Source organism: Mesorhizobium sp. M1A.F.Ca.ET.072.01.1.1 (assembly GCF_004023325.1).
Lineage (GTDB): Bacteria > Pseudomonadota > Alphaproteobacteria > Rhizobiales > Rhizobiaceae > Mesorhizobium.
In genome coordinates, this window is the sequence record NZ_RZSF01000222.1 from 1 (window position 1) to 11,471 (window position 11,471).

The 11,471-nt window shown below is 64.2% G+C and carries 13 protein-coding genes, 1 tRNA gene and 1 pseudogene; 5 read left to right on the plus strand and 10 right to left on the minus strand.

Annotated elements, in window-relative coordinates; all coding sequences use genetic code 11:
* Positions 1-132 (plus strand): annotated as a pseudogene (locus tag EOA32_RS40100) (ribonuclease BN); the annotation flags it as partial.
* Here the strand turns inward: EOA32_RS40100 and EOA32_RS25265 are convergent.
* The gene (locus tag EOA32_RS25265; RefSeq protein ID WP_128373173.1) at positions 102-1,004 is read right to left on the minus strand and encodes a DMT family transporter; all 903 of its coding nucleotides are present in this window, start codon (positions 1,002-1,004) and stop codon (positions 102-104) included. The pseudogene EOA32_RS40100 and the gene EOA32_RS25265 sit on opposite strands and share 31 nt — an antisense overlap.
* Positions 1,005-1,164: 160 nt before the next feature.
* Here EOA32_RS25265 and EOA32_RS25270 point away from each other — a divergent pair, with 160 nt between their 5' ends.
* The gene (locus tag EOA32_RS25270; protein WP_066990158.1) at positions 1,165-1,452 is read left to right on the plus strand and encodes a hypothetical protein; all 288 of its coding nucleotides are present in this window, start codon (positions 1,165-1,167) and stop codon (positions 1,450-1,452) included.
* On the opposite strand, the gene gluQRS is transcribed toward EOA32_RS25270, so the two are convergent.
* The gene (gene gluQRS, locus EOA32_RS25275; RefSeq protein ID WP_128373174.1) at positions 1,453-2,328 is read right to left on the minus strand and encodes a tRNA glutamyl-Q(34) synthetase GluQRS; all 876 of its coding nucleotides are present in this window, start codon (positions 2,326-2,328) and stop codon (positions 1,453-1,455) included.
* 91 nt (positions 2,329-2,419) lie between these two features.
* Here gluQRS and EOA32_RS25280 point away from each other — a divergent pair, with 91 nt between their 5' ends.
* Together EOA32_RS25280 and EOA32_RS25285 are read left to right on the plus strand one after the other, a co-directional pair.
* Positions 2,420-3,079, plus strand: coding sequence for a DNA-3-methyladenine glycosylase (locus EOA32_RS25280; RefSeq protein ID WP_095779366.1), 660 nt, complete (start codon positions 2,420-2,422; stop codon positions 3,077-3,079).
* A 110-nt stretch (positions 3,080-3,189) separates the two neighbouring features.
* Positions 3,190-3,747 carry an HNH endonuclease gene (locus tag EOA32_RS25285; RefSeq protein WP_066990153.1) on the plus strand — a complete coding sequence of 186 codons (558 nt, stop codon included), beginning with the start codon at positions 3,190-3,192 and terminating at the stop codon, positions 3,745-3,747.
* Positions 3,748-3,946: 199 nt separating this feature from the next.
* Here the strand turns inward: EOA32_RS25285 and EOA32_RS25290 are convergent, their stop codons facing one another.
* Together EOA32_RS25290 and EOA32_RS25295 are read right to left on the minus strand one after the other, a co-directional pair.
* Positions 3,947-4,465 (minus strand): disulfide bond formation protein B, encoded by a 519-nt coding sequence (locus EOA32_RS25290; protein WP_128373175.1) that lies wholly within the window; start codon positions 4,463-4,465, stop codon positions 3,947-3,949.
* A gap of 127 nt (positions 4,466-4,592) precedes the next feature.
* On the minus strand, positions 4,593-5,183 hold the full coding sequence (locus EOA32_RS25295) for a YqaA family protein (protein WP_066990147.1): 591 nt from the start codon (positions 5,181-5,183) through the stop codon (positions 4,593-4,595).
* A gap of 265 nt (positions 5,184-5,448) precedes the next feature.
* Between EOA32_RS25295 and EOA32_RS25300 the strand changes: the two genes are divergently transcribed.
* Positions 5,449-5,533: transfer RNA gene (locus EOA32_RS25300), tRNA-Leu, on the plus strand.
* 97 nt (positions 5,534-5,630) lie between these two features.
* Here the strand turns inward: EOA32_RS25300 and EOA32_RS25305 are convergent.
* From EOA32_RS25305 to EOA32_RS25330, 6 genes are all read right to left on the minus strand, one after another.
* Positions 5,631-6,830 carry an MFS transporter gene (locus tag EOA32_RS25305; protein WP_128373176.1) on the minus strand — a complete coding sequence of 400 codons (1,200 nt, stop codon included), beginning with the start codon at positions 6,828-6,830 and terminating at the stop codon, positions 5,631-5,633.
* 14 nt (positions 6,831-6,844) lie between these two features.
* Positions 6,845-8,233: an NAD(P)-binding protein gene (locus tag EOA32_RS25310; RefSeq protein ID WP_095779389.1), complete on the minus strand. Its 1,389-nt coding sequence runs from the start codon at positions 8,231-8,233 to the stop codon at positions 6,845-6,847.
* A 51-nt stretch (positions 8,234-8,284) separates the two neighbouring features.
* On the minus strand, positions 8,285-8,605 hold the full coding sequence (locus tag EOA32_RS25315) for a metalloregulator ArsR/SmtB family transcription factor (protein WP_066990141.1): 321 nt from the start codon (positions 8,603-8,605) through the stop codon (positions 8,285-8,287).
* A gap of 174 nt (positions 8,606-8,779) precedes the next feature.
* Positions 8,780-9,934, minus strand: coding sequence for a YncE family protein (locus EOA32_RS25320; RefSeq protein WP_128373177.1), 1,155 nt, complete (start codon positions 9,932-9,934; stop codon positions 8,780-8,782).
* 69 nt (positions 9,935-10,003) lie between these two features.
* The gene (locus EOA32_RS25325; RefSeq protein ID WP_128373178.1) at positions 10,004-11,284 is read right to left on the minus strand and encodes a GNAT family N-acetyltransferase; all 1,281 of its coding nucleotides are present in this window, start codon (positions 11,282-11,284) and stop codon (positions 10,004-10,006) included.
* Positions 11,284-11,471, minus strand: a 188-nt coding sequence (locus EOA32_RS25330) for a polysaccharide biosynthesis C-terminal domain-containing protein (protein ID WP_189407357.1), incomplete at its 5' end; no start/stop codon positions are given. The genes EOA32_RS25325 and EOA32_RS25330, both read right to left, overlap by 1 nt.

An 11,471-nucleotide genomic window follows, 5' to 3' on the forward strand; every position in this document is an offset into this window, starting at 1 on the left:
ACCTATGCGGGGTTGGCCTCGATCATGATCGCGGTGGTGTTCCTCTACATCATCTCGGCCATTTTCATCCTTGGCGGCGAGCTCAATGCCGCGATCAGCCGCTATCTCGAGGCGCGCGCCCGCGTGGGTTGAGCTCTGTCCTGACGGGCGGTCGCGAGCCCGACGCCCAAAGTGGCGATCGCCATGCCGGCGATCTGCAGCAGAGTGAGCTCTTCGCCGAACAGAGCCCACGCGATGACGGCGGTTACGGCGGGCACAAGATAGAACAGCGATGCGACCTTCGACATCTCGCCGTCCCTGATCATCACCATCAACAGGAAGATGGCGCCGAGAGACAGCACCAGGACCAGCCATGCCATGGCAAAGATGAGCTCGCCGCTGACGGTGATGGTGCGCGTCTCGAAGGCGAGCGACCCCAGGATCGTGACGACCGAGCCTCCGACATACTGCCACATGGTCGCCGAGACGAGGTCGCCGCCGGAGGCGAAGCGCTTTTGCCAGATCGTACCAGCGGCCATGCCGAGCACCGAGACCAGCGAGGCCGTCAGCGTTGCCGCGGTAACACCGCCGCCAATCATGCCGAGCTTCGGCCACAGCACGATGACGACGCCCAGAAGCCCGACGGCAAGTCCCGCCCAATGGCGCGGCAGGATCTCCTCGCCGAGAAATTTGCCGGCGAGCACCGCCGTGATCAGCGGCTGCAGGCCGACGATCAGCGCCGAAAGCCCGGCCGGCATGCCTCTGTGGATCGCCCAGAAGACGCCGCCCAGATAGACGCCGTGCATTAGGACGCCGGCCACCGTCGCATGAAGCGCCTCCTCGCGGGTGGCCCGTCGCGAGCCGATAAGGACGGTCAGTCCCGCAAACAGGATCGCCGCCAGCACGAAGCGGATGGCAAGGAAGGTGAACGGCTCCGCCCATGGCATTGCATAGCGCGCGCCGATGAAGCCGGTCGCCCACAGAACGACGAAAGAGGCGGGGATGAACCGCTTGATGCTGTGCATTGGAAGGAGGGCTCTGGCTGCGCGTGAAAAGTTGATGTCGGCAATTGCTCTAATGCCGATCAATTCGGCAAGCAAAACGAAACGGTTGATCCATAAGCTCATCCGAATTCAACAAACGGTGCCAAGAGGGGCATGGCGTTAAGGCACGCCATGAGCAGGCATGCTTTTGCATCTCGGGACGACATGGCTGCTGTTCGCGGTCGCCACCGTCGCGGTCTTCGGATTCTTCTTCGGCACCGCGCTCGATGCCATCATGAAGGACGACGGCTTCGGCTCGACCGGCAACACGCTGCTCTTCACGCTGGGCTTCTTCGTTGCGGTGATGATCGCCAACGAGCACGGCATCACCTTCCGGGATATCAAGCTAGCTGTGGCATGGGGATTGAGCGGCGCCTTCGTCTTCATCAGCGTGATGGCGCTGATCAAGGCCGGACTGGCTCGCTTGTAGTCAAAGCCCAACCAGCCGCATGACATCCTGCGGCGACACGCCTGCCTGCCTGAGTGCGGCAAGGCCGGTGTCCTTGAAACTCTTGGACAGCTTGCGGCCGTCCGAGCCGAGGATCAGCCGATGGTGGAAGTAGCGCGGTGCGGGCAGACCGAGCAGGTCCTGCAACAGGCGCTGCACGCTGGTCGCCGCGTAAAGGTCCTGACCACGCACGACATGGCTGACGCCCTGCAGCGCGTCGTCGACGACGACTGCGAGATGGTAGCTGGTCGGGTTATCGCGGCGCGCCACGACGACGTCGCCCCAGGCCTGCGGCGTTGCGTCGACCGTGTGCGTCGCGGCCATAGCCTCGTCAGTGACCTCGACCCATGACAAGGCGCCCGGCACGCGTGCCATTGCTGCCTCGATGTCGAGCCGCCAGGCAAAAGGCGTGTTCTCGGCAATGCGCCGCCTGCGCTCCTTAGACGGAAGTGCCTTGTCGAGCGGCGGGTAAAGCGGCACGCCGTCGGGGTCGCGCGGCCAGTCGCGGCCGCGTTTCTCGGTCTCGGCAATGAAGGCGCGGATCTCGCCGCGGCTCATGAAGGCGGGATAGACGAGTTCCTCGGCGATCAGCCGGTCGAGCACGGCCCTGTATTCGGAAAAATGTTCGGACTGGCGCCGCACGGGCTCTTCCCATTCGAACCCCAGCCATTCCAGGTCGCGGAATATGCCGGCCTCGAATTCCGGCGTGCAGCGGATGACATCGATGTCCTCGATGCGCAGCAACAGCCGTCCTCCCGCCCGCGCCGCCATTTGCCGGTTCAGCAGGGCCGAATAGGCATGGCCGAGATGCAACTCGCCATTGGGGCTCGGCGCGAAGCGGAATGTCAGGAGCGTCATGTCTCGGACGGCATTCGGGTTGAAAGGCGCTTCCGCCGGTTGATAGTTAGCATCAATTGCCACTTCATGAGCGCCCTGGGAACAAGCAAACGTGCAACGCATCGCCTCGCTCGACGACATTGCGGCAGGACTCGACGCGCTCTGCCTGCTCGATCCACGGCTGGAGAAGGTACGCGGCATGGCCGGCGAGGTGCCGCTGAGGCTCTCCGAGCCGGGATTCGGCAGCCTCGCGTCGATCATCGTCTCGCAGCAAGTGTCCCGCGCCAGCGCCGATGCCATTTTCGGCCGGCTGATCAGGCTGGTCGATCCGCTGACGCCGGAAGGCATCCTTTGCGCCGGCGAGGATATTTTCCGCGAGGCCGGCCTGTCGCGGCCGAAGCAGCGCGGGCTGATCGCCATCGCGCGAGCCGTGGCCGGCGGGCTTGACCTCCACCATCTCTGCTCGCTCGACGCCGACGAGGCGATCGCGGCGATGACGGCGGTGCCGGGCATCGGACCGTGGACGGCGGAGTGCTACCTGCTGTTCGCCGCCGGCCACCCCGATGTGTTTCCCGCGCGCGACGTCGCGCTGCAGACGGCGGTCGGCCATGCCCTGGGCATCGACCCTCGTCCGCCGGAGAAAACTCTGATTCGACTGGCCGAATCATGGAGCCCGTGGCGAGGGGTCGCGTCGCGGCTTTTCTGGGCCTACTATCGGGAATTGAAGGGCAGGGACGCGGCGCCACCTGTCGAGATGGCCGAAAAAGCATGAAAATCATGCGTTTTTGAACGTTTCGCCGAACGACAATCCGCTTCACATCCCTGTCATGTCGGGCTTACAGTATCCGTGGCGTTCGGTTTGGAACGAAGGAGGCCAACTACGTGACGGTTGCCGTATCTCCGGATGGGCTTCCCGCGCTGGTGCTGAATGCGGATTACCGTCCGCTCAGCTATTACCCCCTGTCGCTCTGGTCGTGGCAGGACGCCATCAAGGCTGTCTTCCTCGACCGGGTCAATATCGTCGCCGAATACGAACACGCCGTCTCCTCGCCGACCTTCTCGATGAAGCTGCCGAGCGTGGTGAGTCTGAAGGCCTATGTGAGGCCGTCGCGGCATCCCGCCTTCACCCGCTTCAACGTCTTTCTGCGCGACCGCTTCCAGTGCCAGTATTGCGGCACGACCGACGATCTCACCTTCGACCATGTCATCCCGCGCCATCGCGGCGGGGCGACGACCTGGGAGAACGTCGTGGCCGCCTGCTCGCCCTGCAATCTCAGGAAAGGCGGCATGATGCCGGCGCAGGCCAAGATGTGGCCGCTGCAAAAACCCTATCAGCCGACCGTGCACGATCTGCACAATAACGGCCGCCTGTTCCCGCCCAACCATCTGCATGAAAGCTGGATGGATTATCTCTACTGGGATGTCGAATTGGAGCCGTAGAGTTCGGCACAATCGACCGGCCATGCAACGACAAATTGCCGATCTTCGGCGTTGCCCTCATCCGGCTGGCGCCACCTTCTCTCCGTTTAGTTACGGGGAGAAGGAATTGTGCGCCGCGACGTCGCCCATTCTGCACGTCGATCATTGGCGAAGCCATTGATGACGGCCTCTTTTCTCCCCGTCACTACGGCTGTGTAGCTCAGTCGCGCGCGAGCGCGCAGCGTAAGGCGACGGCGGCCAGGATGAGGCTAGCGATGGCGTTCCAGCCGGCGAGCGACAGGCCGAGAATGCGAAGCGCGGCCTTGTCGCAGGAGGGCGGCACGAACTTGTCCAGCGCATCGAGCACGCCCTTGCCGCCGGTGTCGACCGGACCGGCGATGGCCGTGCAGTCGGCGGGGCCAGGCCACCACGCCCACTCGACGCCCGAGTGGTAGACGCCGAGATAGAGGCCATAGAGCATCAACAGGCCACCGATCGCCAGCAGGCCGCGCGTCAACCAGGCCGGCGCGCGCAGCATTGAGGCAGCGGCCGCGACCAGCATCAGCGGCGCGCCGATATAATAGGGCGTGCGCTGCTCCAGGCACAGATGGCAGGGAATGTAGCCGCCGATATACTGGAAGGCGAGCGCCGAGCCGACCGTCGCCGCCATGGCGACGGCCAGGAACAGCGCGGCACGCGTCCGCTGGCGTCCAGTGTCGGCGGTCATGGTCGCTGTCATCGGTCGTGATCCGTTCGCTTGGCACCTAAAGCGCGTCGCGCAGAAATGAATTCAGGCGCCGCGCTTGAGTCTTGTTTCGATGCATGTCGTTCTCCCAAAACCGCTGCGCACTTTTGGCCGACATGCATTATCCGTGGGCGTATCTGACCGCGATATAGAGCAAAATAAGGGCAGCGGCGCCGGCGCTGACGATCATGCCCAGCCGTTTCTCGATGAACTCCCTGATCGACTCGCCGTAGCGGCGCAGCAGCCAGGCAAGCAGCAGAAAACGGGCGCCGCGCGCAACGATCGCCAGCCCGATGAACAGCAGGAGGTTGACGCCGATGACGCCCGACAGGATCGTCACGACCTTGATCGGCGGCAAATGCGCCGCGCCCGAGGTGATCAGCATCAGGACGATGAAGCCGACGCCGGATGAGGTCCGCAACTGCTCGAACTCGTCATACTTGCCGTAGAATTCCAGAATCGGCTTGGCGACCGCCTCGTAGGCGTAGTGGCCGATGAACCAGCCGGCGACGCCGCCGAGCACTGAGGCCACCGTTGCTACCAGCGCGTAGCGATAGGCGCGCTCCGGCTTGGACAGCGCCATCGGCAGATAGAGCACGTCGGCCGGCACCAGAAAGACCGAGCTTTCCACGAAGGCGATGAAGGCCAGCCACCATTCGGCCGATTTCCTTGCCGCCAGGGACATCGTCCAGTCGTAAAGTCCGCGAAGCATCGGCTCTCCTGAAAAGCGCGCAGTGGTTTTGGACACCGGGTGGCAGGAAGACAAGGTCCCAAAGCGCCGCATCCACCCTTTGGGATCCGAGGCGCTTCAACGCATCCCCTGTCTAGAAAGATTTTCCGCGCCGCACAATGGCGGGACGTTCACGAGACTGAAAGGCATGGCCGGGTGCAGTCAGCGCCTGCAAATCGGCAACAGGCCAGTTGACGAAAGCCCATCCGCCCGTATAGTCCGCGCCCATCCAGGCCGCCCGGCCTGAGCCCCTATGGCGGAATTGGTAGACGCGCTCGACTCAAAATCGAGTTCCGCAAGGAGTGCTGGTTCGATCCCGGCTAGGGGCACCAATTGGTCTCTTTGACCATCAACCAGGCAGTTGCCGAAGTGACGGAGCTTCATGGGCTGGCCAACCGCTTCACAGGGCTACCGGCCGGTTACAAAGCATCACTGCGCCTGTACCTCTAAGGTTCGACGACGGAAGATCAGCCAGCCAAGGCTACACGCCAGTCCGACGTTCAGCAGCGCCAAGCCAGCGAGAGCTGCTAGAGTGCCGTGAGCGCCCACATGCTCCAACAATAGCGCTCCGACAGACGGCGCTGCTGCTTGAGCGATCAAGCTGGGCATGGCAAGTCGCCCCATCAGTCTCGCGTATCCCGACGGACCGAACAGAGCGAGCGGCAGCGTGCCTCGCGCTATCGTTTCGAGGCCGATGCCTGCACCGTAGAACGCCAGCGCCACAGGCACCACCGGAACCGCGACCCAGAGCGCACCAATGCCGATGGCGACGAAGCTCACCGACGCGAACTTGGTCCAGATGGGATGATGGTAGCGGGCGATGATCATCTCGACGGCACGCGCCGACACCTGAGCGGGGCCGACCAGTGCTCCGAGCCCAACGGCAGCGGCGAGCGCCATGCCGCTGGCCTGCAAGATGGTGAGGAGATGAACTGACACCGTCGACGAAATGACCGCCGCCAAGGTCAGCGTGGCAGCCAGGACGACCATGATCGGAACTGCGGCCGGCTGAACTGGGGTGCCAACCTGCTCCTTTCCAGGCCGATCTGTGACGCTCGGCAGCGGCGCCCGACGCGGCAACATTCCGAGATAGAGAGGCAGGGCGAAGAACAACTGCACCGAAGCATAGACGAGGCATGTGCCGCGCCAGCCCGTCTCGCCCATCAGGAAGGCCGAGATCGGCCAACAGAACGTGCTGGCGAAGCCGCCGAACAGCGAAAGGGTTGTGATGGCCGAGCGCGCGCTATGTCCGGAGAGCCGGCCGAGGGTCGCGAAAGCGGCATCGTACAAGCCCGCCCCCATTCCAAGCCCAACAACGAGCCATGCTGCGATGTAGGCGGCAAGGTTCGGCGAGGCAGCGAGCCCGATCTGGCCGATGCCGATGCAGCCGGCGCTGAACGCAAGAACGTTCCGGCCGCCGTGGCGCTCAATGGACGAGCCGACGCGAGGTGAGATCAGCCCGGCGACGAGCAGGCCAAGCGACAATCCACCCACGACCCAAGGCAGCGGCCAGCCGGTGTCGGCGGCGACCTTTGGTGCAATCACCGCCGGCAGGTAATAGGTGGACCCCCAGGCCATGATTTGGGTCAGGCCGAGGACGGTGATGATCGTTCGGCGACTGCGTTCCATCGGGCGTGATGCGATTAGGCTGCCACCCCGCACCCGCAGCCACCCTTGCCAGCGGCCTTCGCTTCAGCATCGGCGAGACAACAGGCGTCAGCCTCGGAAGAAGCGGGACCACCACAGCATCCGCCAGCGGTCGCGCGTATGGTCGACTGGGGAACCGTGCAGACGCCGGTTTCGGGTAGCACCAGTTGCACCGCATCCGCAGCCGCCATGTCGTCAGCGAGGGCTGCCGCGACCGACCGCACCTGTTCATACCCGGTCAGCAGCAAGAAGGTCGGGGCGCGGCCGTAGCTCTTGATGCCGACAGTGTAGAAGTCGGGCTCGGGGTGGCTCAGTTCGCGATGGCCGTGCGGGGGGACGTCGCCGCAGGAGTGCTCGTTGGGGTCGATCAGAGGCCCCAGCGCCTTTACGCCCTCAAGCCAGGGGTCGAGATCAAGCCTAAGCTCGCGCGTAAGGGACAGATCGGGCCGCTGGCCAGTCGCTGCGATGATGCGGTCGAAAGGCCCGAGCATTTGTAGGCCATCCTTCGTCTGACCTTCGACTGCCAGGCGGCCGTTTGAGCTGCGGATGGCCAGCGTTGCGAACCCAGTGACGAGCTTTGTGCGCCCGCTCTCCGCAAGTTCGCGAACGTCAGAACCAAGCTCGCCACGGGCAGGCAGTTGATCCAAGTCTCCACCGCTGTAAATGCGAACCAGATCGGTCCCGCGTGTCGCCCAGACAAAAGCGGTTCCCGGCTCAACCGCAGCCAGCCTATCGAGATCGAGCAGGGCATTGGCGGCCGAATGACCCGAACCGACAACAAGCGTGGCGCGGCCGGCATAAAGGGTGCGGTCGCGGCCGAGAATGTCGGGAATGCCATAGGCAATCTTGTCTGCGAACTCCGCTTCGCCCTCCGCCGGGACACCACCGGCCCCAAGTGGATTTGGCGTCTGCCACGTGCCTGAGGCGTCAATGACGGCTCGTGCACTGTCGCGCCTGATGCCTTCCCCGGTTTCGACCACCAGCATGAACGGTCGCGCCTTTCGATCTTTGCTCAAGACCTTGTCTGCGCCCCAGCGCGAAACAGCAATCACGCGTGCACTGGTTTCGATGGACGAGGAGAGTTCAGGGAGCCTTGCTAGCGGCTCGAGGTAGCGGGCAATCAGTTCATCAGCGGTGGGGAACGCCTCGGGCTTGGGCATCGCCCAGCCGCTCTCCTCAAGACGCTTTCGGGCCGCCTGATCAACACAGTAGCGCCAAGGCGTGAACACCCGGACATGGCCCCAGTCCTTGAGATTTGTGGCGATGCCAGCGCCGGCCTCATAGACCTTCACCGGGAGCCCCCTTTGGATGAGTTGGACGGCAGCCGCCAAGCCGACCGGGCCGGCTCCGATGACGGCGACAGGGAGGGCGTCAGGGTCATTCATCGACATTTTTCCATCCTTCCGGGATCATCGAAATATGATGCAAAAAAGAGGCTATGCCGCCGCGTCGCTCTCCGTAGCGCCGCAAGCTGCGTCAGCACAGCACTCGTCAGCCAGGAAGCCGATCAAGTCGCGCATGATAGGATAGTTGGCCCGGCAGATGAGGGTCGTCGCCTGACGCTCCTGCGTCACGAGGCCGGTCAGAATGAGGCGATGCAGGTGATGGGACAGCGTCGAGGCCGCGATGCCAAGGGTGTCCTGCAAGTATCCCACCGGCCGGCCAGCTTCGCCGGCTCTGACCAGTGTGCGATAGAGCTTGAGCCGTGTCGGGTTGCCGATGGCTTCGAGCTGTTTTGCGGCTTGTTCGAGTTTCATGGAAATAGACTGCACCCTCCGCCGCCGCCGGTCAACTCCTATTTCGACAATGATCGAAATACGGTCAGACGAGTCCCAAGTGCATCGGCAGGGAGCTGTCGCGGAAGGTCAGCGGAGATGGTGCCAAGGCTCCATTGGGATTGAGGTCGTCAGCATTTGCAGGTCACCGACACCCTACCGCATATTCCCCGTGTGCCCCTGCGAGTATCGGCCCGGCTGCGGCCACACCGTCAGGCCGTGCGGCTCGACGCCGACGCGGATCTTCGTGACAGCGCCGGACGTCGTGTCGATCATATAGACCTCGCTGTCGAAGCGGCCGGAGAGCCAGAGCTGCTTGCCGTTGGCGCTGACATTGCCCATGTCCGGGCTGCCGCCGCCGGGGATCGGCCATTGGGCGACGACCGAGCGCGTCGCGAAGTCGATCACCGTCACGCTGCCCGGCCCGTCGGCGCGGCCTTGCTCCATTTTGTGCGAGCCGCGATTCGACACATAGAGCCGCTTGCCGTCGCGGCTGACGACGAAGCCATGCGCGCCAATGCCCGTCGGAATGAAGCCGATCTCCTTGAAGCTGTCGCCTTCGATCAGAAAGACGCCGTCATTCATCATATCGGCGACGTAGAAGACCTTGCCGTCGGGCGAGAGCCTTATGTCCTGCGGCATGCCCATCTTCGACAGGTCGAGATGGCCGAGCACCTTGCGGTTCTTCAGGTCGATCTTGGCCAGTCCGCCGTCGCCATATTCGCAGGTGAAGATCGCATAGGAATTGTCGGCCGCGAAATCGGCATGGTTAATGCCGGGGCAGGCCGGCGTCGGGATGACGGCTTGCAGCGCCATGGTCCGCGGATCGCGCAGATCGAGCCGCCTCAGGGCCTCGTTGACGATGATGGCGGCGCTGCCGTCCGGCATGAAATACATGTTGTAAGGATCGTCGACCGGCACCTGCTTGCCGGGCTTTCCGGTCGTCGCGTCGATCGGCGTCAGGCTGCCGTTCTTGCCGGTGCCGTTATTGGCCACCCAAAGCGTCTTCAGGTCCCAGGAAGGAACGACGTGCTGCGGCTTGCTGCCGACCGGAAACCTGTCGACCTCCTTCAGCGTCGCCGGGTCGATGACGGAAACGCTGTTCGAGGAACGGTTGGGCACATAGACGCGCGGCAACGCAGCTGCCGCGGCTGGAGCCATATGGCCGGCGGTGGTGTGGCTGTAGATGTTGACGAGCGCGGGCTCGGAGCAATCCTCGGGGCAGGACTCGGCGAAGGCTCGCGCCGGGAGCATGGCGAGCAGGACAAGCGGCGCACAGAGGCGGGCGAAGCGCAGGAAGGTTTCGATCATCTGGATGCTGTGTGAAGAGGCAGGCCGGATCCGGCCGCCGGATGCCATAGCCGGTGTGCGGCCTTTCATCTAGCGCCTTTTCAAGAGGCTCCGCATGCGATTGCGCAGGAGCCGCGCCATGTTACGGGTCTCCCGGTAGAGATGGAGCTGCGAGGCAGCCTGGCGGGCCGGCCGGTCGGCGTCGGGCGTCAGGCCGACCACCAGCGTGCCCATCGGCTTGCGCTCCGTCCAGAGGCGACTCATCACCGGATGATCGGGCACCGCGCAGGAATCGGTCATGGCGACATTAGGATCATCGAGATGCTGCTTGGTCACCTCGATCATCAGCAGTGTGCCCGGCGAATAGGCCGAGAGCGTCTCGTCATAAGCCGTCTTCCAGGTGTAGGCGACGCCCGCTTCGACGAAGACGACGAGAGAAGCGATCGTACGGCCCTCGAGCGTCAGTGTGTGGATGCGGCACATGTCGTGCTCGGCGAGCCTGTGCACCGCCTCGCGGGCGAAGGCGGCGCGGTAGCGGTCGATCGCCATGGCCGTGCGCTCGCGGCCCTTCCAGCCGGCCGCCTCCAGTGTCAGGAAGCTTTCGATGGCGTGGCGGATCTCGTCCGGTCCGCGCGCCACCACATGGTCCAGCTTGCCAAGGCCGGCGAGGCGCCGCTTCAGCCGGCGGAATTCACGATAGTGATGCGCGCGCAGCGAGGCCTTGAGGTAGTCGTCGCCATCGGCATCGCTTTCCAGCACGGGGCGCTCGGCCTTGCCGGTGACGACCAGGGTCAGGCCGCGGCTGTCGGCAAAGGAGGTGAGCAGGCTCGCCACCGGGCCGTCCAGCTTGATGTCGGGGAGCACGAAGACCTTCGGCAATTTGAGATGCGGCCTGGACAGCATCGAGAAGAAATCCTCGATGACGCCGACCGGATCATCACGATCGACCAGCGGCGTGCCGAGCGGGCCGAACGGGCTCGACCATGTGCGCATGACCGGCACGCCGAGCGGAATTGCGGGGCGCTCGACCGAGAACGGCACAAGGAGCCGCAGCCGGTTGCGGAACTCGTCGCCGTCGCGGATCACGGCCAGCCGCACTTCGCGGTCCTCGAGCCTCGGCATGGCCGGCGCCAGGAAGCGCGGGTTGAAGAAGACGTTGGGCTCGATCGTGCGAGCGCTAAGATAGTCGAGCTCCTCGACCAGGTCGAAGCCGGCCGAGGCGGGATAGATCGCGAGCTTGCGCTCCGGCCGGTTGTTGGCGAAGAGCTCGATATGGGCGGGATCGGCCTCCCTGACGAGGCCGGCAAGGCCCGACACCATGGCGCCGGCGGGGCCGCCGCTGGTCTCTTCAAGCAGCGGAATGGCGGCCATCAGGCGACTTCCTTATTTGCGGGCACGAAGATCGCCATGACGATGCCGAGCTTGCGCCAGACGGTGAAGGACAGCGCGCCGGCCTCGAAGACCATGGCGAGGCTGGTGGCGATCGCCGCGCCCCAGAGGCCGAAGAGCGGGATCAGAACCACATTGAGAGCGATATTCAGCGCGAGCGTCATGGCAT

Coding starts and splice junctions, on each gene's coding strand:
- EOA32_RS25265 (WP_128373173.1), bottom strand. CDS start 1,004: ATGCACAGCATCAAGCGGTTCATCCCCGCCTCTTTCGTCGTTCTGTGG.
- EOA32_RS25270 (WP_066990158.1), top strand. CDS start 1,165: ATGCTTTTGCATCTCGGGACGACATGGCTGCTGTTCGCGGTCGCCACC.
- gluQRS (WP_128373174.1), bottom strand. CDS start 2,328: ATGACGCTCCTGACATTCCGCTTCGCGCCGAGCCCCAATGGCGAGTTG.
- EOA32_RS25290 (WP_128373175.1), bottom strand. CDS start 4,465: ATGACAGCGACCATGACCGCCGACACTGGACGCCAGCGGACGCGTGCC.
- EOA32_RS25295 (WP_066990147.1), bottom strand. CDS start 5,183: ATGCTTCGCGGACTTTACGACTGGACGATGTCCCTGGCGGCAAGGAAA.
- EOA32_RS25305 (WP_128373176.1), bottom strand. CDS start 6,830: ATGGAACGCAGTCGCCGAACGATCATCACCGTCCTCGGCCTGACCCAA.
- EOA32_RS25310 (WP_095779389.1), bottom strand. CDS start 8,233: ATGAATGACCCTGACGCCCTCCCTGTCGCCGTCATCGGAGCCGGCCCG.
- EOA32_RS25315 (WP_066990141.1), bottom strand. CDS start 8,605: ATGAAACTCGAACAAGCCGCAAAACAGCTCGAAGCCATCGGCAACCCG.
- EOA32_RS25320 (WP_128373177.1), bottom strand. CDS start 9,934: ATGATCGAAACCTTCCTGCGCTTCGCCCGCCTCTGTGCGCCGCTTGTC.
- EOA32_RS25325 (WP_128373178.1), bottom strand. CDS start 11,284: ATGGCCGCCATTCCGCTGCTTGAAGAGACCAGCGGCGGCCCCGCCGGC.